Below are 17,872 nucleotides of genomic sequence, written 5' to 3'. Positions count from 1 at the left end.
AGGTTACCTTGCGGTCCCGGGCGCGTCAGTGCCGCTCGGGCTTGGCGCTGCGGGACATCAACTCTTTCAGCGCCACCAACGGTGGTTTGCCGTCGTGCACGACGCTCACCACGGTTTCGGTGATCGGCATGTCGACGTCGTGCCGCCGGGCGAGGTCGAGCACCGACTCGCAGGACTTGACGCCCTCGGCGGTCTGCTTGGTGACCGCGATGGTCTGCTCCAGGGTCATGCCCCGGCCGAGGTTGGTGCCGAAGGTGTGGTTGCGGGACAGCGGCGAGGAGCAGGTGGCGACCAGGTCGCCCATGCCCGCCAGGCCCGCGAAGGTGTGGGCGTCGGCGCCCATGGCCAGCCCCAGCCGGGTCGTTTCGGCCAGGCCCCGGGTGATCAGCGACGCCTTGGCGTTGTCGCCGAGCCCCATGCCGTCGGCGATGCCCACGGCGAGCGCGATGACGTTCTTGACCGCGCCGCCGAGCTCGCAGCCGACCACGTCGGTGTTGGTGTACGGGCGGAAGTACGGGGTGTGGCAGGCGGCCTGGAGGCGGCGCGCCACGGCCTCGTCACGGCAGGCGACGACCGAGGCGGCGGGCTGGCGGGCGGCGATCTCCTTGGCCAGGTTGGGGCCGGTGAGCACGGCGACCCGCTCCGGGGACGCCTTGGCGACCTCCTCGACGACCTCGCTCATCCGCTTGGCGGTGCCCAGTTCCACGCCCTTCATCAGGGAGACGAGCACCGTGTCGGCGGGCAGCAGCGGCGCCCATGCGGCGAGGTTCCCGCGCAGCGTCTGGGAGGGCACGGCGAGGACGGTGAACTCGGCGCCGCGGGCCGCCAGGGCCGGGTCGGTGGTGGCCCGCACCGACCGCGGGAGCTCGGTGCCCGGCAGGTAGTCGGGGTTGGTGCGGGTGGTGTTGATGGCCTCCACCGGGCCGGGCCGACGGCCCCACAGCGTCACCTCGCAGCCCGCGTCGGCGAGCACCATCGCGAAGGCGGTGCCCCAGGAGCCGGTGCCGTAGACGGCGCAGCGCGTCACTTGCTCTCCTCATCGGCCACGGGGGGTTTCTCCGCGGCGCGGGGCTTGCCGGGGCGGTTCTCCGCGGCGCGGGACTTGCCGGGGCGGTAGTCGTAGCGCTCGGCGGGGGCGGGCTCCCCGCGCACCTCCGAGAGGAGTTCGGCGACCGCCGCCATGATGTCGTCGGTGGCCGCCCGCAGCACCTCGGCGGTGGGCTCCTTGCCGTAGTACGCGGAAAGGTCCACGGGCGGGCCCGCGTGCACGGTCAGCGTCTTGCGGGGGAAGAACCGCGGCCGCTTGGCGTAGGGCGGCAGCGCCTCGTTGGCCCCCCACTGCGCGACGGGGATCACGGGCGCCTTGGTGAGCAGCGCGACGCGCGCCGCGCCCGTCTTGCCGCGCATGGGCCACAGGTCGGGGTCGCGGGTGAGGGTGCCCTCGGGGTAGAAGGCCACGCACTCGCCCTGGTTGACCGCGTCCACGGCGGCCCGGAACGCGTTGGCCGCGTTGGTGGACTCCCGGTAGACGGGGATCTGCGCGGTGCCGCGCAGGAAGGCGCCCACGAAGCCGCCCTTGAAGACCCCGGCCTTGATGAGGAAGCGCGGCACCCGCCCGGTGTTGTACTGGAAGTGGGCGTACGAGAAGGGATCGAGATGTGAGTTGTGGTTGATCGCGGTGATAAATCCGCCCTCGGCGGGAATGTGCTCCATTCCACGCCAGTCCCGCTTGAAGAGGACCACCAGCGGTGGTTTCACCAGGACTGCCGCCATGCGGTACCAGAAGCCGATTCTGCGGCCGGACACTCGGAACATCCTCCTCTTGGACCCTGCTGACCTGCTGGCTTTGCTGCCGTCCGGGCAGCCGCACAAGTGTCGCCCCAGGTACCCGGTCTGTCGAGGACACCGTAACCCCGTCCGTCCCCGGCAGCCCCGGCAGCAGGCGAGAATGACGTTCGTGGGAAGCGATGGAGCCCGGGTGGCGTGGACGCTGGTGGTGCCGCTCAAGCCCCTGTCCCGGGCCAAGAGCAGGCTGGCCGACGCCGCGGCGGACCATGTGCGGCCGGGGCTCGCGCTCGCGTTCGCGCAGGACACGGTGGGTGCGGCGCTGGCGTGCCGGGCGGTGCGCGGGGTGACGGTCGTCACGGACGACCCGCTCGCGGCGCGGGAGCTGTCTGCCCTCGGTGCCCGCGTCCTCCCCGACCCGCCGGGCGGCGGTCTGAACGCGGCGCTGGCGCAGGGCGCCCTCGCCGTGCGCCGGCAGTCCCCCGCGGCCGCTGTGGCGGCTCTGAACGCCGATCTCCCCGCCCTGCGGCCGGCGGAGCTCGAGCAGGTGCTCGAGGCCGCCTCCGCGTTTCCACGGGCCTTCCTGGCGGACGCGGCGGGGGTGGGCACGACGCTGCTCACGGCGGCGGCGGGGGTGGAGCTGTCCCCCGCGTTCGGGGGGTCGTCCCGGGCCAGGCACCGGGCGTCGGGGGCGCGGGAGATACGGCTGCGGGGGGTCGACTCGGTGCGGCGCGACGTGGACACCGCCGAGGACCTGCGCGCCGCCCTGGCCCTGGGCGTGGGCCCCCACACGGCTCAGCACGCCCTTCTCTGAGGGCTCGGGGTCGGGCCGGGGGCGCGGCGGACTCTAGGCTGGCCCCATGCAGGCGACCGCGTACACGTACGACCCCGAGACCCGCGCCGGCAGCGTGCTGCTGGACGACGGGACCCCGTTGCCCTTCGACGCGGCGGCCTTCGACGCCGGGGGCCTGCGGCTGCTGCGGCCCGGGCAGCGGGTGCGGATCGAGGTGGAGCCCGCCGAAGGGGCTCCCGAGGGGCGGCGGGTCGTCCTGGTGACCCTGCAGACCTTCTGAACGCACCGCGGGCCGGGCTCCCCACAGGAGCCCGGCCCGGCGCGTGACGCCCGTCCTGGATGCCGCCGACCGGCGGATCAGCGCTTCCGGGCGGTGGTCTTCTTGGCGGTGGTCTTGCGCGCCGGAGCCTTCTTCGCCGGAGCCTTCTTGGCCGTCGCCTTCTTGGCGGGGGCGGCCTTCTTGGCCGTGGCCTTCTTCGCCGCCGCCTTCGCGGGCGCCTTCTTCGCCGTCGGGGCCGCCTTGGCGGGGGCCTTCTTGGCGGGCGCCGCCTTCTTGCCGGCGGGGGCGGCGGCCTTCTTCGCCGTGGCCTTCTTGGCGGCCGCCTTCTTCGCCGCGGCCTGGAGGCTGCCCTTGGGGGCCTTCTTCACGGCCACCTCGCCGCCCCGCGGGAGCTTCTTCGAGCCGCTCACCAGGTCCTTGAACCCCTGGCCCGCGCGGAAGCGGGGCACCGAGGTCTTCTTGACCCGGACGCGCTCCCCGGTCTGCGGGTTGCGGGCGTAACGAGCCGGACGCTCGACCTTCTCGAACGAGCCGAATCCGGTGACCGAAACTCGCTCCCCGGCGACGACCGCACGGACCATCGCGTCCAGTACCGCGTCGACCGCGTCGGCGGCCTGCTGCCGGCCGCCGAGCTTGTCGGCAATCGCTTCTACGAGCTGCGCCTTGTTCACGTCTTCCCCTTCGGAGACATTGCCGGAACGAATGTGTTCAAGCTTTTTCGCACGTTAGGCAGATATATACCGCAAATCAAACACGAAACGGGCTTATCACCCTTGTGCCGCAACGCACTCGGATGTCATGGACTTCCGTCGGAGTCGGGATCTTGGGGGAAACGTCCCTCGTCGAGGTCGTGCATCAACCGCTCCAGACGCCTTGCCGCGTCCGCGAGATCGTGTTTCGCCGCGGCCGTGATGACCAGCAGCTTCCGGGACAGCGCCATCCGTACGCCCTCCGGGACTTGCAGCGAGCGCACCCTTGTGTGCGCTTCCTTGAGCCGGTCCGCGACAAGCCCGTAGAGCTCGAGTTGGGCGTCGCGTTCCATGCACTGATTGTGCCATCTGCGGCGAGTTGTCGCTTCAGGGGGCCTCAACATGCCGATGCGCCGCCGGTCCGGGGACTGGCGACGCATCGTGTCAAACATGCTCTGTACAGGGAAGACCCGGGGGTCTCAGACCTCAACCGTGGTGGGCTTGAAGGTCGGCCGCCGCGCCTCGTACGCGGCGATGTCGGCCTCCTGCCGGAGGGTGAGACTGATGTCGTCCAGCCCCTTCAAGAGCCTCCACCGGGCGTTCTCGTCAAGCTCAAAATCAGCCGTGATTCCCTCGGCTCGAACCTGGCGGTCGACCAGGTCCACGGTGATCTCGGCCGACGGGTCGGACTCGATCAGCTTCCACAGCCGGTCCACGGTCTCCTGCGGCAGCACCACCGTCAGCAGGCCGTTCTTGAGGGAGTTGCCGCGGAAGATGTCGGCGAAGCGCGAGGAGATGACGGCCTTGAAGCCGTAGTTCTGCAGCGCCCACACCGCGTGCTCGCGCGAGGAGCCGGTGCCGAAGTCGGGGCCGGCCACCAGCACGGTCGCGCCCTTGTACTCGGGCCGGTTGAGCACGAAGTCCGCGTCCTTGCGCCAGGCCTCGAAGAGTCCGTCCTCGAAGCCGTCGCGGGTGACCTTCTTGAGCCAGTGCGCGGGAATGATCTGGTCGGTGTCCACATTGCTGCGGCGCAGCGGGACGGCCCGGCCGGTGTGCGTGGTGAATGCTTCCATGTCTGCTCAGGCCCCCACGGGAACGGTTGCGTCGGCGTCGGACAGGTCGGCGGGCGAGGCCAGATGGCCGAGGACCGCGGTGGCGGCGGCCACCTGCGGGGAGACCAGGTGGGTGCGGCCGCCCTTGCCCTGCCGACCCTCGAAGTTGCGGTTGGAGGTGGACGCCGACCGCTCGCCGGGGGCGAGCTGGTCGGGGTTCATCCCCAGGCACATCGAGCAGCCCGCGTGCCGCCACTCGGCGCCGGCCGCGGTGAACACCTTGTCCAGCCCCTCCTCGACGGCCTGGAGGGCGACCCGTACGGAGCCGGGGACGACCAGCATCCGCACCCCGTCGGCGACCGAACGGCCGGACAGGACCGAGGCAGCGGAGCGCAGGTCCTCGATGCGGCCGTTGGTGCAGGAGCCGACGAAGACGGTGTCGACCTTGATGTCCCGCAGCGCCTGACCGGCCGTCAGACCCATGTACTCCAGGGCCTTCTCGGCGGCGAGCTTCTCGCTGGCGTCCTCGAAGGAGGCGGGGTCGGGGACGCTGGCCGACAGCGGCGCGCCCTGGCCCGGGTTGGTGCCCCAGGTGACGAACGGCGCGAGCTCGGCGGCGTCGATGACCACCTCGCGGTCGAAGACCGCGTCGTCGTCGGTGCGCAGCGTGCGCCAGTACTCCACGGCGGCGTCCCAGTCGGCGCCGCGGGGGGCGTGGGGGCGGCCCTCGAGGTACGCGAAGGTGGTCTCGTCCGGGGCGATCATGCCCGCCCGGGCGCCGGCCTCGATGGACATGTTGCAGACGGTCATCCGGGCCTCCATCGAGAGCTTCTCGATGGCCGGGCCCCGGTACTCGATGACATAGCCCTGGCCGCCACCGGTGCCGATCCTGGCGATGATCGCCAGGATCAGGTCCTTGGCCGTGACGTCCTCCGGCAGCTCGCCCTCGACCGTGATCGCCATGGTCTTGAAGGGCGCGAGCGGCAGCGTCTGGGTGGCCAGCACATGCTCGACCTGGCTGGTGCCGATGCCGAACGCGAGCGCGCCGAAGGCGCCGTGGGTGGAGGTGTGGCTGTCACCGCAGACGACGGTGGTGCCGGGCTGGGTCAGTCCCAGCTGGGGGCCCACGACGTGGACGACGCCCTGCTCGACGTCGCCGAGCGGGTGCAGCCGTACGCCGAACTCGGCGCAGTTCTTGCGCAGCGTCTCCAACTGGGCCCGGGAGACGGGGTCCGCGATCGGCTTGTCGATGTCCAGGGTCGGGGTGTTGTGGTCCTCGGTCGCGATGGTGAGGTCGGTGCGACGGACCCGGCGACCTGCCTTGCGGAGGCCGTCGAAGGCCTGGGGGCTGGTCACCTCGTGCAGCAGGTGCAGATCGATGAAGAGGAGGTCGGGCTCGCCTTCGGCGCGCCGGACGACATGGTCGTCCCAGACCTTCTCCGCGAGTGTCCGTCCCATCGCTTTCCCTCCGGCCGGCAACGTCGCCGGCCCTGCTCGTGTGTACTGCGGGCCCTGGTCTGCGGGCCCGCCATTACAGAGTGGCGCGTCGCCTCGTAAATTGAACTTGCGTTTCACAGTGTGAGACGCGAATATCGTTTCATGGACAACTCTAGTGGCGTCGGCGTTCTCGACAAGGCGGCTCTGGTACTGAGCGCTCTGGAGTCCGGTCCGGCCACCCTCGCCGGGCTGGTCGGGGCCACCGGGCTCGCGCGCCCCACGGCGCACCGGCTCGCGGTAGCGCTCGAGCACCACCGCATGGTGGCGCGTGACATGCAAGGACGCTTCATCCTCGGCCCGCGCCTGGCCGAGCTGGCCGCTTCCGCGGGCGAGGACCGCCTGCTGGCCACCGCGGGGCCGGTGCTCACCCACCTGCGGGACGTGACCGGGGAGAGCGCGCAGCTCTACCGGCGCCAGGGCGACATGCGCATCTGCGTGGCGGCGGCCGAGCGGCTGTCCGGACTGCGGGACACCGTGCCGGTGGGCTCTACGCTGCCCATGAAGGCCGGCTCGGCCGCCCAGGTCCTGATGGCCTGGGAGGAGCCGGAGCGGCTGCACCGCGGGCTCCAGGGGGCCCGCTTCACGGCCACCGCGCTGTCGGGCGTGCGGCGGCGCGGCTGGGCCCAGTCGATCGGCGAGCGCGAGCCGGGCGTCGCCTCGGTCTCCGCGCCCGTACGGGGCCCGTCCAACCGCGTGGTCGCGGCCGTCTCGGTGTCCGGACCGATCGAGCGGCTGACCCGCCACCCGGGCCGCATGCACGCCCAGGCCGTCATCGACGCCGCCGCCCGCCTGACGGACGCCCTCCGCCGGGGGAACTGAGCGGCGGGCGGCCCCTCAGGCGCTCTTCAGGGCGAGCCGGTCGGCCGCCCCCTCGCCGCGGCGGCCGACCGGGACGACGGCCGTCGCCTTGGCCAGGCCGAACTCCGGCATGTTGATGTAGACGGACTCGTGCGCGCCGGCCGGGACGACGTACGTCTCGTGCCAGAAGCCGACCTTGCCCCGGCCCTCCCGCAGCCGCCGGTTGAACGCGGTCCAGGCCGGGCGGTGCTCCTTGCCCCGGTCCGTGGCGTACGCCAGCAGCTTCTCGTGGGAGTCCCAGTACTGGACGACGTAGATCAGCCGGGGCGAGCCGAACAGCAGCTGATAGCCGAGCATGCCGCCGTCCTTGTCCCGCGACAGCTCGCGCAGCATCCGCGGCATCGCCCGGAACACCGGCAGCCAGCTGCGCAGCGCGCGGAAGCGGTTGATCCGCATACCGATCATGAAGACGGTGACCCCGCCCTCGGCGTCGGCGGTCATGCGCCCCGTTATCGGCCTGGCACCCATGATGATCCCCTCGTTCCTCGCGTCCGCGATAGGCTTGGATAGTGGCACTACCCAATACTTGGATAGTGCCACTCTCCAACGAGGAAGGCAAGGGGATGCGTCTCAGGGAGCTGAGCGAGCGCAGCGGGGTGCCCACCGCGACGATCAAGTACTACCTGCGCGAGCGGCTGCTGCCGCCGGGCGAGCGCGTCAGCGCCACCCAGGCCGAGTACGGCGAGGAGCATCTGCGCAGGCTGCGGCTGGTGCGGGCGCTGATCCAGGTGGGCCGGGTGCCGGTGGCCACGGCCCGGGAGGTGCTGGAGACCGCAGAGGACGAGTCGCTGTCCCAGAACACCCGGATGGGAGCCGCGGTCTGGGCGCTGCCGCACGGCCCCGAGCCCGCCGAGGACGACCCCGAGACCGCGGAGGCGACCCGCCAGGTCGACGCCCTGCTGGAGCGGCTCGGCTGGACGTACGGCCGGCAGCTCGGCGCCACCTCCCCCGCGTACCGGATGCTGGTGGCGGCCATCGCCTCGCTGGAGCGGCTCGGCTATCCGCACGACACCGACCACCTGGCGCTGCACGCCCGCCTGGCCGCCGAACTGGCCGTCGCGGACCTGGATCTGGTCGAGAAGTACGGCGGCTCCCCGACGGAGCGGATCGAGGCGGTCGTCGCGCTGACGGTGCTGTACGAGCCCGTCCTGCTGGCCCTGCGGCGGCTGGCGGAGACCGAGGAGTCCGGCCGGCGTTTCAGGGACTCCCGGGACGATTCCCGAGACGGCTCATGACGCGGAAAAGCCCTCCGCGAGACGCGGAGGGCTTTTCCGTGAGGTACCCCCGACCGGATTCGAACCGGCGCTACCGCCTTGAGAGGGCGGCGTGCTAGGCCGCTACACAACGGGGGCCTGAGTACTGCGCTGGGCTACCAGGACTCGAACCTAGACTAAATGAACCAGAATCACTCGTGCTGCCAATTACACCATAGCCCATGGTATAGACCAGTACCCCCGACCGGATTCGAACCGGCGCTACCGCCTTGAGAGGGCGGCGTGCTAGGCCGCTACACAACGGGGGCCCTAGCGATCTCCGTCTCCGTGAAGAAGAGATCCGTACCCCCGACCGGATTCGAACCGGCGCTACTGCCTTGAGAGGGCAGCGTGCTAGGCCGCTACACAACGGGGGCTTGGTCCTGCTGGTCAAGGAATTTCCGGGAGAATTCCAGAGAAATCCCTTGCTGGGGTACCAGGACTCGAACCTAGACTAAGTGAACCAGAATCACTCGTGCTGCCAATTACACCATACCCCACCAAAACGCCGCCCCCTGGGGGGCTTTGTCTGGTTGTGCGCCCCGGTCCGGCCTCTCGGCCCGCCCGGGCGGCGCAGGAAGAACATTACCCGATGGTGGACGGGCCACCAAAACGAGTATCGACGCGCCACGGACGGCCAGGGCGGCCACCGGAGCCCGGTGGCCGCGTCCTCGCCTCGCGAGCAGCGCTTACGCCGTCAGCTTCGCCAGGGCCGCGTCGATCCGGGCCAGCGTGCGCTCGCGGCCCAGGACCTCCAGGGACTCGAACAGCGGCAGGCCGACCGTACGGCCGGTGACGGCGACGCGCACCGGAGCCTGGGCCTTGCCCAGCTTGAGGCCGTGCTCCTCGCCGGCCGCGAGGACCGCGGCCTTCAGGGTCTCGGCGTCCCAGTCGGCCTCGGCGAGCCGGGGGCGGACCGAGGCCAGCAGCGCGTCCGCGCCCGGCTTCATCGCCTTCGCCCAGGACGCCTCGTCCTCCACCGGCTCGTCGAGGAAGAGGAAGTCCACGTTCGCGGTGATGTCGGACAGGACCGTCAGCCGGGTCTGCGCCAGCGGGGCCAGCGCCGCGAAGGCGGCCGCGTCGAAGGACTCCGGGGCCCAGGGCGCGTGCGGCGCCTTCAGCCAGGGCTCGCAGGCCTCGATGAAGGCCTTCAGGTCCAGCCGCCGGATGTGGTCCGCGTTGATCGCCTCGGCCTTCTTGAGGTCGAAGCGCGCCGGGTTGGCGTTCACATCGCCGATCTCGAACGCGGCGACCATCTCGTCCAGCGTGAAGACGTCCCGGTCGGGCGCCAGCGACCAGCCCAGCAGGGAGAGGTAGTTGAGCAGGCCCTCGCGCAGGAAGCCGCGCTCCCGGTAGAGGTTCAGCGAGGACTGCGGGTCGCGCTTGGAGAGCTTCTTGTTGCCCTCGCCCATCACATACGGCAGGTGGCCGAAGGCGGGCACGGTGCCGTTTCCGACGCCGATCTCGGCGAGCGCGCGGTAGAGCGCGATCTGCCGGGGGGTGGAGGACAGCAGGTCCTCGCCGCGCAGCACGTGGGTGATCTCCATCAGCGCGTCGTCGACGGGGTTGACGAGCGTGTAGAGGGGGGCGCCGTTGGCCCGCACGATCCCGTAGTCGGTCACGTTCTCCGGCGTGAAGGTGAGCTCGCCGCGCACCAGGTCGGTGAAGGTGATCGGCTCGTCGGGCATCCGGAACCGCACGATCGAGGAGCGGCCCTCGGCCTCGTAGGCGGCGCGCTGCTCGTCGGTCAGGGTGCGGCACTTGCCGTCGTAGCCGGAGGGCCGGCCGGCCGCCCGGGCCTCCTCGCGGCGCTGCTCCAGCTCCTCGGCGGTGCAGTAGCACCGGTAGGCGTGGCCGCCCGCCAGGAGCCGGTCCGCGACGTCCCGGTAGAGGTCCATGCGCTGCGACTGGCGGTAGGGCGCGTGCGGGCCGCCGACCTCGGGGCCCTCGTCCCAGTCGAGGCCCAGCCAGCGCATCGCGTCCAGGAGCTGCCGGTAGGACTCCTCGGAGTCGCGGGCGGCGTCCGTGTCCTCGATACGGAAGACCAGGGTCCCGCCGTGGTGGCGGGCGAAGGCCCAGTTGAACAGGGCGGTACGGACCAGGCCGACATGGGGGTTGCCGGTCGGCGAGGGACAGAAACGTACCCGCACGGGAGCGGAGGGGGTTGCGCTAGCCACGCTTGATCACCTTGTTGGTGAGAGTGCCGATGCCTTCGATGGTGACGGCGACCTCGTCGCCGACGCTGAGCGGTCCGACGCCCGCCGGGGTGCCGGTGAGGACGACGTCGCCGGGGAGCAGCGTCATCGCCTCCGTGATGTGCACGATCAGGTCCTCGATCGGGCGGACCATCTCACTCGTGCGGCCGAGCTGGCGCTGTTGCCCGTTGACGGTGCAGCCGATGCCCAGGCCCTCGGTGATCTCGGCGGGGTCGATGCCGGTCTCCACCCAGGGGCCCAGCGGGCAGGAGGTGTCGAAGCCCTTGGCCCGCGCCCACTGCTTCTCGCGCTTCTGGACATCGCGCGCGGTGACGTCGTTGGCGCAGGTGTAGCCGAGGATCACGTCCTTGACGCGCTCCCGGGGCACCTCCTTGCACATCCGGCCGATGACCACGGCCAGCTCGGCCTCGTGGTGCACCTCCTGGGAGAAGGAGGGGTAGACGATGGGGTCGCCGGGGCCGACCACGGAGGTGGACGGCTTGAAGAAGGCGACCGGGACGTCGGGGACCTCGTTGCCCAGCTCGGCGGCGTGCTCCGCGTAGTTGCGGCCGATCGCGACGATCTTGTTGGGCAGGACGGGCGGCAGCAGCCGGACCTCGCTCAGCGGGATTTTCCGGCCCGAACGCTCGAACTCGGCGAAGGGGTGGCCCTTGATGATGTCGATCACGGGACCGTCCTGGGCGGACGGTCCGTCCTCGACCACGCCGAAGGCGACGCTGCCGTCGATGGAGAACCTGGCGATGCGCACGGGAAGCTGCTGCCTCTTCACTGGACTCGCTGGAGACTGACGCTCCAGGCTATCGCTCCGCGTCCGGCGCGCCCCCGAGGTGCCTTGTCCGGCGCCCGGCTCAGCTGTTGGGAGCCTTGGTCAGGATGGTGCGCTTGGGGTTCGCCGTCTGCGTCGGGAGGTCGACGGGGTGTTCCGGGCGCTCCTCGGCCCCGGTCCGCAGCTCGTCGGCGTCCTTCAGATGCGCCAGGGTGGTGCGACGCGGGTTGGCTATGGTGCGGAACATCATCGTCGTCTTCACGTGAGTCATGCCTCGTGTTGTTGTCGTTTTGACCAGGTGTGTAAAGCGTCAGGCTAGAGGCCCCTTTGCCCATGGATCCGGCGAAGAAGTCGCGATCTGCTTGTGAGTTTCCTCACGAGCCACCGGGCAAATGCCGCATTAAAGGCACTCGCCCGGACTCCCCGAAAGCGACATAGCAACACCGAAGCTGACGTTCCGATGTTGATCATCGCCACCCGGACACTCGCCGCTTGCGGGCAACTCATGGAAAAAAGTCCGTTATCGCCGAGATGACTTTCTACGTCCCGTAATAAAACCCGTACTGAGCGTCACGCGCGTCACAGCCTTTTCCGTTGCCCTTGTTGCAGCATCCGGCACTGTGCTGGAATTCCCGGGACCGCCGCGGACACAGCCGGCGCGCAGGGGGCGCAAGGAGAGGGAGGCGCCGAGCGGCGGTGGCTCCTCTTCTCGACACGGAAGGAAGCGCGCCGGTCGCTCACGACCACCCGGGGGGCCCGACCGTCCCCCACAACTCGACACCGCTTCACCGCACTACCGGTGAAGCGCCTGGTCCAGAGGTTGCGACACTCGTGCAGGGACGTTTCAAGAGGGAAGGTAAGGGGTCTCCCCAGGCCCACCAGGGCCGAGGGGAAGCTTCGGCGGACCCGGAGCCGCGTGGTGAGACCGACCACGGCTCCTCCCCCCAGCGTGCCCAGGGCACCGGACGGGCCCCGACGACCGACCCGAGCCCGGAGTCCGGGACGCAGACCGGCGCCCCGGGCGGCGCGGCTCCCGCCGACCGGCCCAGGGCGAAGGGCCCCAGCGGGCCGGGAACCCGCCTGGCCCTGCGCAACTGGCGCATCAGCACCCGTCTGGTCTCCCTGCTGGCCCTCCCCGTGGTCGCCGCGACGACCCTGGGCGCGCTGCGCATCAACAGCTCGCTGGACAACATCGAGCAGCTCGACCGGATGAAGCTGCTGACCGAGATGACGCAGCAGGCGACCCAGCTGGCCAGCGCCCTCCAGGAGGAGCGCGACAAGTCGGCGGCGCCGCTGGCGGGCAAGGGCAACGCCAAGGACGACCGCGTCGTCGCGACCCGCGAGAAGACCGACCGCGAGATCACCGCCTTCAACGCGGCCACCCAGGACCTCGACCCGGGCGACACCGCGCTGGCGGGCGTGCAGTCCACGCTCGTCGACATCAGCAAACAGCTCGGCAAGATCGGTGAGATCCGGGACGCCGCCTACCGGGACCACCAGTACTACTCGCTGACCGTCCAGGACTACAACGAGCTGATCAACTCCCTGCTGCTGCTGTCTCAGGACATGGCCCAGGCCACCAGCAACAGCGACATGATCAACAATACTCGTGCGCTGGCCACCTTCGCCTCGGCCAAGGAGTACGCCTCGATCCAGCGCGCGCTGATCAGCGCCGCGCTCGCCGACCCCAAGAGCCCCGACTTCTCCGCGAACGACCGCCGCTACGCCAAGACGGCGGTCGACAAGGAGGAGGAGGCGCTGCGGCGGTTCAACCAGATCCGCGACGGCGACTCCTCCGACGACCTGCTGGAGCCGCTGGACAGCCGGGCGGACATCAAGGCGGCGACCCTGTACGCCGACCGCGCGGTGCGCGACCCCAACGGGCTCCAGGCCGAGAAGCGCACCGCCATCGACTGGTACGACCAGGACACCATCAAGATCGATGAGATGTCCCGGATCGAGCAGACGCTGCTCGGCGAGATGCAGGAGAAGGCCCGCGATCTACGCGCGGAAGCCCAGCAGGAGGCGATCCTCAACGGCGCCCTGATCCTGCTGGTCCTCGGCGTCACTCTGGTCGGCGCGTTCGTCGTCGCCCGCTCCATGGTCCGCTCGCTGCGCCGGCTCCAGGACACCGCCCAGGACGTGGCCCAGAAGCGGCTGCCGGAGCTGGTCAAGCAGCTGTCGGAGTCCGACCCGCAGGACGTGGACACCTCCGTCGAGTCCGTCGGTGTGCACAGCCGGGACGAGATCGGCAAGGTGGCCGCGGCCTTCGACGACGTGCACCGCGAGGCGGTCCGGCTGGCCGCCGAGCAGGCCCTGCTGCGGGGCAACGTCAACGCGATGTTCACCAACCTCTCGCGCCGCAGCCAGGGCCTCATCCAGCGCCAGCTGTCGCTGATCTCCGAGCTGGAGAGCCGCGAGGCCGACCCGGACCAGCTGTCCTCGCTGTTCAAGCTCGACCACCTCGCGACCCGCATGCGCCGCAACGGCGAGAACCTGCTGGTCCTCGCCGGCGAGGAGCCCGGCCGCCGGTGGACCCGACCGGTCCCGCTGGTCGACGTGTTGCGCGCGGCGGCGTCCGAGGTGGAGCAGTACGAGCGCATCGAGCTGAGCTCCGTCCCCACCAACGAGGTGGCCGGCCGGGTCGTCAACGACCTGGTGCACCTGCTCGCCGAGCTGCTGGAGAACGCCACCTCCTTCTCCTCGCCGCAGACCAAGGTCAAGGTCACCGGTCACGCCCTGCCCGACGGCCGGGTGCTGGTCGAGATCCACGACACCGGCATCGGGCTGTCGCCCGAGGACCTGGCGGCGATCAACGAGCGTCTGGCCAGCCCGCCCACCGTCGATGTGTCGGTCTCCCGGCGCATGGGTCTGTTCGTGGTCGGCCGGCTGTCGCTGCGCCACGGCATCCGCATCCAGCTGCGCCCGTCCGACTCGGGCGGCACCACGGCGCTGGTCATGCTGCCGGTGGACGTCGCTCAGGGCGGGCGCAAGCCGGGCGCTCCGACGCCCGGCGCCGCGGGTCAGGGCGGGCCCGGCGGGGGCGGCGCCCCCGAGGGCGGCTCGGCCGGGATGCTCGGCTCGCTGCCCTCCCGGCGGCAGGTCCCCGGCTCCGGCTCCCGGGCCGCGCTGCCCGGCAGCGGGCTGCCGAACCGTCCGGCCGGCGCGGGCGCGGGTGCCCCGGGCGGCGCCCCCTCCACTCCCAACTTCTTCGCGGGCGGCAACCGGCCCCCGAGCCACAGGGGCGCACCGGCGGGCCCGTCCGGCGACTTCGCCGGCCGCCCCCCGCTGCCCACGCGCGGCGACGCCCGCCCCGACGGGCGGGGCGAGAGCCCGACCGTGGCCCCGCCGACCGGCGCCCCGACGCGCGGGGACTCCCCCGGCGACCAGGGCGGACGCCCGCAACTTCCGACGCGCGGCGCCGCGCCCGAGCTCCCCGGACCGCAGCAGCCCGGCACCAGCTGGGGCGCGCGCCGGGCGGGCGACGACGACTGGCCGACCGGGCGCGAGGCGCTGGACGCGCCGCGCGGTCACGAGGAGGCCGACTCCACCGGCTCGTTGACCCGGCCGCAGCCGGGCCGGGACCAGGGCCGGGGCATGTTCGAGCCGCGGCGCGGCCCCGGGGACACGGGCGAGTTCGCGCTGCCCGGCCAGGGCGGTGGCCGTACGCCGTCGTCCGACCGCGGCCCGGCGGACACGGGCCAGTTCGCCCGCCCCGAGTTCGGCCAGGGCCCCGGCGACACCGGGCAGTTCGCCCGTCCCGAGCTGGGCCAGAGCCCGGCGGACACGGGACAGTTCACCCGCCCGGAGTTCGGCCAGGGCCCCGGCGACACCGGGCAGTTCGCCCGCCCCGAGTTCGGCCAGGGCCCCGGCGACACCGGGCAGTTCGCCCGCCCCGAGCTGGGCCAGAGCCCGGCGGACACGGGCCAGTTCGCCCGCCCGGACTTCGGCCAGGGCCCCGGCGACACGGGACAGTTCGCCCGTCCCGAGCTGGGCCAGGGCCCCGGCGACACCGGCGAGTACCCGCGGCCCCGGTTCGGCGAGCCCGCCGGGCAGGGTGGCCGTGGGCCCGGCGACACCGCCGAGTTCTCCCGGCCGGACTTCGACGCCCCGCGTCCTGAGGCCGGCGCCGGCTCGTACGGCCAGGCCGGACCGGGTGCCGGGCGCGACCAGAACTCCGGCACCGGGGAGTTCCCGCTGCCGCAGGGCCCGGGCGACCGTGGCCTCGACGAGGCCGGCCTGCTCCCGCCCGCGGGGCCCGGCGACGGCCGTACGCCGATCTTCGACACGATCGAGTCCGACTGGTTCCGCTCCCAGGGCGGAAATCAGGGCGGCCCCCAGGACGAGGCGCCGGGCGGGACATCGGGCGGGGGGACCCTCGGCAGCGGCCGACGGCTCACCACCGAGCCTCCGGGCGCGGGCCGTCCCGCGTCCGCCGTGCCCCCCATCCCGCGCCGCGAGCCGCAGCGGGAGTCCCGGGGCGCCGGGGACGACCTCGGAATCGGTGGCGGAACGAACGGCTCCGGCCCCGGGGCCGTCGGTTTCGGGCCGGGCGCGAACGGCAGCGGCCCGGCGTCCAACTGGCGTACGTCGCCGAACGACGAGCGCTGGCGCCGCGCCGAACAGCTCCGCGAGCCCGCGGCGGGCGGTGTGACGTCTTCCGGGTTGCCACGCCGCGTGCCCCGCGCGAATCTCGTGGAAGGCGCCGCGCAGCAACAGCAGACCCGGCCGGCCGGACCGCAGGTGTCACGCGCGCCCGACGATGTGCGCGGGAGACTGACCAACCTTCGCCGAGGGATCCAGCAGGGCCGACGGGCCGGAACCGGCCCGGACGGCAACCAGGATCGCGGCGTAGGCCCGACTTACCAGCAGGAGCGTTAGTTGAGCCCGATGAGCCAGGCGGCGCAGAATCTGAACTGGTTGATCACGAATTTCGTGGACAACACCCCCGGGGTGTCGCACACGGTGGTGGTCTCCGCCGACGGACTCCTTCTGGCGATGTCCGAAGGCTTCCCCCGTGACCGAGCCGACCAGCTGGCGGCGGTCGCCTCCGGCCTGACCTCGCTGACCGCCGGAGCCTCCCGCATCTTCGAAGGCGGCCCGGTGAACCAGACCGTCGTGGAGATGGAACGGGGCTTCCTGTTCATCATGTCCATCTCCGACGGATCCTCCCTGGCCGTCCTCGCCCACCCGGAGTGCGACATCGGCCTCGTCGGCTACGAGATGGCCCTCCTGGTCGACCGCGCGGGCAACGTCCTCACCCCGGACCTCCGCGCGGAACTGCAAGGCAGCCTGCTGAACTGACCACCCGCCCGCCGCCCGCCCGCTCGGCTGACAGGCCGAACGCCCCCCAAACGGCACCGACCGACGGCGACACCGTCACCTTCCTGTCCCGACCGGAGGACCCATGACCCCGCCCCCTGCCTCGCCCGGCCCGTACGGCGGCCATCACCATTCGCCGTACGGGGGTGAAGGCGATCAGCCGTTGGTGCGCCCGTACGCCATGACCGGTGGCCGGACCCGGCCCCGCTACCAGCTCGCCATCGAGGCGCTGGTGTCCACCACGGCGGACCCCGTCCATCTGCAGGGGTTGCTCCCGGAGCACCAGCGGATCTGCCACCTGTGCCGCGAGGTCAAGTCGGTCGCCGAGGTGTCCGCGCTGCTCAACATGCCGCTGGGGGTGGCCAGGATCCTGGTCGCCGACCTGGCCGAGGCGGGCATGGTGGCGATCCATCAGCCGGGCGGTACCGCGGACGCGGCCGGGACCCCGGATGTGACACTGCTCGAAAGGGTGCTCAGTGGACTTCGCAAGCTCTAGCGGCGCTCCGTCCGCCCGGGCCACCACCTCGGCCAAGATCGTGGTGGCGGGCGGCTTCGGCGTGGGCAAGACCACGTTCGTCGGCGCGGTCTCGGAGATCAACCCGCTGCGCACCGAAGCCGTGATGACCTCCGCCTCGGCCGGGATCGACGATCTGAGTCATGTGCAGGACAAGACCACGACGACCGTGGCCATGGACTTCGGCCGCATCACGCTGGACGACGACCTGATTCTGTACCTGTTCGGCACGCCCGGGCAGGACCGGTTCTGGTTCATGTGGGACGACCTGGTCCGCGGCGCCATCGGCGCCGTCGTCCTCGTCGACACCCGCCGGCTGGCGGACTGCTTCCCGGCGGTCGACTACTTCGAGAACTCCGGGCTCCCCTTCGTCATCGCCCTCAACGGCTTCGAGGGGCACCAGCCCTACACCCCCGAAGAGGTCCGCGAAGCACTGCAGATCGGCCCGGACACCCCCATCATCACCACCGACGCCCGCCACCGCAGCGAGGCCAAGAGCGCGCTTATCACGCTGGTGGAGCATGCGCTGATGGCTCGTCTGAAGTAGGCGAAAAATCCCGTAAGTTGTCCGGAAGGCGATGACCGGAGCGGGCTGTGTCCTGGGACACGGCCCGCTCGGACGTTCATAACGTTTCGACAGAGAAAAACCCGGGAGTGAATACGGAGAGCGTTCACCCGGCTCCGTTGTGCGCTCAATTGGTTCGCCGTTTGACATGTCTCACCCGTAACGCCCGTTTTATCTCTGGTCCAGACAACCGGCCGGGTGCTTTGCTGACTGTTTGGAAAGCACCGACGCGCCATGCTGGAATTCGCTGAACTGGGCGGTACGGGCTCAGCTGGGAACGGC

The 17,872-nt window shown here is 71.3% G+C and carries 18 protein-coding genes and 5 tRNA genes; 8 read left to right on the top strand and 15 right to left on the bottom strand.

All coding sequences use genetic code 11. The features are described from left to right. Window positions 1-25 precede the first annotated feature (25 nt). Together ABFY07_RS22460 and ABFY07_RS22455 are read right to left on the bottom strand one after the other, a co-directional pair. Window positions 26-1,027, bottom strand: coding sequence for an NAD(P)H-dependent glycerol-3-phosphate dehydrogenase (locus tag ABFY07_RS22460; RefSeq protein ID WP_065965117.1), 1,002 nt, complete (start codon window positions 1,025-1,027; stop codon window positions 26-28). Further along, window positions 1,024-1,806 (bottom strand): lysophospholipid acyltransferase family protein, encoded by a 783-nt coding sequence (locus ABFY07_RS22455; protein ID WP_346176223.1) that lies wholly within the window; start codon window positions 1,804-1,806, stop codon window positions 1,024-1,026. Before ABFY07_RS22455 ends, ABFY07_RS22460 begins: the two co-directional genes overlap by 4 nt. A gap of 172 nt (window positions 1,807-1,978) precedes the next feature. Here ABFY07_RS22455 and cofC point away from each other — a divergent pair, with 172 nt between their 5' ends. After that, window positions 1,979-2,599 (top strand): 2-phospho-L-lactate guanylyltransferase, encoded by a 621-nt coding sequence (cofC, locus tag ABFY07_RS22450; protein WP_346176287.1) that lies wholly within the window; start codon window positions 1,979-1,981, stop codon window positions 2,597-2,599. A gap of 46 nt (window positions 2,600-2,645) precedes the next feature. Beyond that, window positions 2,646-2,858, top strand: coding sequence for a hypothetical protein (locus ABFY07_RS22445; protein WP_346176222.1), 213 nt, complete (start codon window positions 2,646-2,648; stop codon window positions 2,856-2,858). A gap of 77 nt (window positions 2,859-2,935) precedes the next feature. Here ABFY07_RS22445 and ABFY07_RS22440 read toward each other — a convergent pair whose 3' ends face one another. The 4 genes from ABFY07_RS22440 to leuC all read right to left on the bottom strand — a co-directional run bounded on the left by ABFY07_RS22440 (window position 2,936) and on the right by leuC (window position 6,057). Continuing rightward, the gene (locus tag ABFY07_RS22440; RefSeq protein ID WP_065965111.1) at window positions 2,936-3,529 is read right to left on the bottom strand and encodes an HU family DNA-binding protein; all 594 of its coding nucleotides are present in this window, start codon (window positions 3,527-3,529) and stop codon (window positions 2,936-2,938) included. 125 nt (window positions 3,530-3,654) lie between these two features. Then, window positions 3,655-3,900: an SCO5555 family protein gene (locus tag ABFY07_RS22435; protein ID WP_346176221.1), complete on the bottom strand. Its 246-nt coding sequence runs from the start codon at window positions 3,898-3,900 to the stop codon at window positions 3,655-3,657. A 126-nt stretch (window positions 3,901-4,026) separates the two neighbouring features. After that, window positions 4,027-4,620, bottom strand: coding sequence for a 3-isopropylmalate dehydratase small subunit (leuD, locus tag ABFY07_RS22430; protein ID WP_346176220.1), 594 nt, complete (start codon window positions 4,618-4,620; stop codon window positions 4,027-4,029). 6 nt (window positions 4,621-4,626) lie between these two features. Next, window positions 4,627-6,057 carry a 3-isopropylmalate dehydratase large subunit gene (gene leuC, locus ABFY07_RS22425; protein ID WP_346176219.1) on the bottom strand — a complete coding sequence of 477 codons (1,431 nt, stop codon included), beginning with the start codon at window positions 6,055-6,057 and terminating at the stop codon, window positions 4,627-4,629. Window positions 6,058-6,198: 141 nt separating this feature from the next. Here leuC and ndgR point away from each other — a divergent pair, with 141 nt between their 5' ends. Then, window positions 6,199-6,915, top strand: a complete 717-nt coding sequence (gene ndgR, locus ABFY07_RS22420) for an IclR family transcriptional regulator NdgR (RefSeq protein ID WP_065965103.1) — start codon at window positions 6,199-6,201, stop codon at window positions 6,913-6,915. A 15-nt stretch (window positions 6,916-6,930) separates the two neighbouring features. Here ndgR and ABFY07_RS22415 read toward each other — a convergent pair whose 3' ends face one another. After that, window positions 6,931-7,395 (bottom strand): DUF4188 domain-containing protein, encoded by a 465-nt coding sequence (locus tag ABFY07_RS22415; protein WP_428836986.1) that lies wholly within the window; start codon window positions 7,393-7,395, stop codon window positions 6,931-6,933. A 122-nt stretch (window positions 7,396-7,517) separates the two neighbouring features. On the opposite strand from ABFY07_RS22415, the gene ABFY07_RS22410 reads away from it, so the two are divergent. Next, window positions 7,518-8,189, top strand: coding sequence for a MerR family transcriptional regulator (locus ABFY07_RS22410; protein WP_346176217.1), 672 nt, complete (start codon window positions 7,518-7,520; stop codon window positions 8,187-8,189). 44 nt (window positions 8,190-8,233) lie between these two features. Here the strand turns inward: ABFY07_RS22410 and ABFY07_RS22405 are convergent. The 8 genes from ABFY07_RS22405 to ABFY07_RS22370 all read right to left on the bottom strand — a co-directional run bounded on the left by ABFY07_RS22405 (window position 8,234) and on the right by ABFY07_RS22370 (window position 11,451). After that, window positions 8,234-8,306: transfer RNA gene (locus ABFY07_RS22405), tRNA-Glu, on the bottom strand. 12 nt (window positions 8,307-8,318) lie between these two features. Next, window positions 8,319-8,390, bottom strand: a tRNA-Gln gene (locus tag ABFY07_RS22400). A gap of 13 nt (window positions 8,391-8,403) precedes the next feature. Next, a tRNA-Glu gene (locus tag ABFY07_RS22395) sits at window positions 8,404-8,476 on the bottom strand. A gap of 35 nt (window positions 8,477-8,511) precedes the next feature. Next, window positions 8,512-8,584 (bottom strand) — tRNA-Glu (locus ABFY07_RS22390). Window positions 8,585-8,635: 51 nt separating this feature from the next. Beyond that, window positions 8,636-8,707, bottom strand: a tRNA-Gln gene (locus tag ABFY07_RS22385). 189 nt (window positions 8,708-8,896) lie between these two features. Further along, window positions 8,897-10,384, bottom strand: coding sequence for a glutamate--tRNA ligase (gltX, locus tag ABFY07_RS22380; RefSeq protein WP_346176216.1), 1,488 nt, complete (start codon window positions 10,382-10,384; stop codon window positions 8,897-8,899). After that, complete coding sequence (locus ABFY07_RS22375; protein ID WP_346176215.1) at window positions 10,377-11,171, bottom strand: fumarylacetoacetate hydrolase family protein; 795 nt, start codon at window positions 11,169-11,171, stop codon at window positions 10,377-10,379. The genes gltX and ABFY07_RS22375 overlap by 8 nt, the downstream gene beginning before the upstream one ends. A gap of 100 nt (window positions 11,172-11,271) precedes the next feature. Then, window positions 11,272-11,451: a hypothetical protein gene (locus ABFY07_RS22370; protein WP_346176286.1), complete on the bottom strand. Its 180-nt coding sequence runs from the start codon at window positions 11,449-11,451 to the stop codon at window positions 11,272-11,274. Window positions 11,452-12,020: 569 nt separating this feature from the next. On the opposite strand from ABFY07_RS22370, the gene ABFY07_RS22365 reads away from it, so the two are divergent. The 4 genes from ABFY07_RS22365 to ABFY07_RS22350 all read left to right on the top strand — a co-directional run bounded on the left by ABFY07_RS22365 (window position 12,021) and on the right by ABFY07_RS22350 (window position 17,572). Beyond that, on the top strand, window positions 12,021-16,070 hold the full coding sequence (locus ABFY07_RS22365) for a sensor histidine kinase (RefSeq protein ID WP_346176214.1): 4,050 nt from the start codon (window positions 12,021-12,023) through the stop codon (window positions 16,068-16,070). Between the two features lie 9 nt (window positions 16,071-16,079). Further along, window positions 16,080-16,493, top strand: a complete 414-nt coding sequence (locus ABFY07_RS22360) for a roadblock/LC7 domain-containing protein (protein WP_076970721.1) — start codon at window positions 16,080-16,082, stop codon at window positions 16,491-16,493. Window positions 16,494-16,596: 103 nt separating this feature from the next. Beyond that, the gene (locus ABFY07_RS22355) at window positions 16,597-17,007 is read left to right on the top strand and encodes a DUF742 domain-containing protein (protein WP_065965093.1); all 411 of its coding nucleotides are present in this window, start codon (window positions 16,597-16,599) and stop codon (window positions 17,005-17,007) included. Further along, entirely contained in the window at window positions 16,988-17,572 is a 585-nt protein-coding gene (locus ABFY07_RS22350) for a GTP-binding protein (protein WP_346176213.1), read from the top strand. The genes ABFY07_RS22355 and ABFY07_RS22350 overlap by 20 nt, the downstream gene beginning before the upstream one ends. Window positions 17,573-17,872: the final 300 nt, after the last annotated feature.

It is taken from the genome of Streptomyces sparsogenes subsp. cuspidosporus, from assembly GCF_039532705.1.
Lineage (GTDB): Bacteria > Actinomycetota > Actinomycetes > Streptomycetales > Streptomycetaceae > Streptomyces > Streptomyces sparsogenes.
The sequence above is the reverse complement of the archived record's forward strand: the minus strand, read 5'-3'. Positions and strand labels throughout refer to the sequence as shown.

Excerpts from the sequence above, each read along its gene's own strand:
- ndgR (WP_065965103.1), top strand. The coding sequence starts at position 6,199 with ATGGACAACTCTAGTGGCGTCGGCGTTCTCGACAAGGCGGCTCTGGTA.
- ABFY07_RS22410 (WP_346176217.1), top strand. The coding sequence starts at position 7,518 with ATGCGTCTCAGGGAGCTGAGCGAGCGCAGCGGGGTGCCCACCGCGACG.
- ABFY07_RS22435 (WP_346176221.1), bottom strand. The coding sequence starts at position 3,900 with ATGGAACGCGACGCCCAACTCGAGCTCTACGGGCTTGTCGCGGACCGG.
- ABFY07_RS22415 (WP_428836986.1), bottom strand. The coding sequence starts at position 7,395 with ATGACCGCCGACGCCGAGGGCGGGGTCACCGTCTTCATGATCGGTATG.
- leuC (WP_346176219.1), bottom strand. The coding sequence starts at position 6,057 with ATGGGACGGACACTCGCGGAGAAGGTCTGGGACGACCATGTCGTCCGG.
- leuD (WP_346176220.1), bottom strand. The coding sequence starts at position 4,620 with ATGGAAGCATTCACCACGCACACCGGCCGGGCCGTCCCGCTGCGCCGC.
- ABFY07_RS22445 (WP_346176222.1), top strand. The coding sequence starts at position 2,646 with ATGCAGGCGACCGCGTACACGTACGACCCCGAGACCCGCGCCGGCAGC.
- ABFY07_RS22360 (WP_076970721.1), top strand. The coding sequence starts at position 16,080 with ATGAGCCAGGCGGCGCAGAATCTGAACTGGTTGATCACGAATTTCGTG.
- ABFY07_RS22355 (WP_065965093.1), top strand. The coding sequence starts at position 16,597 with ATGACCCCGCCCCCTGCCTCGCCCGGCCCGTACGGCGGCCATCACCAT.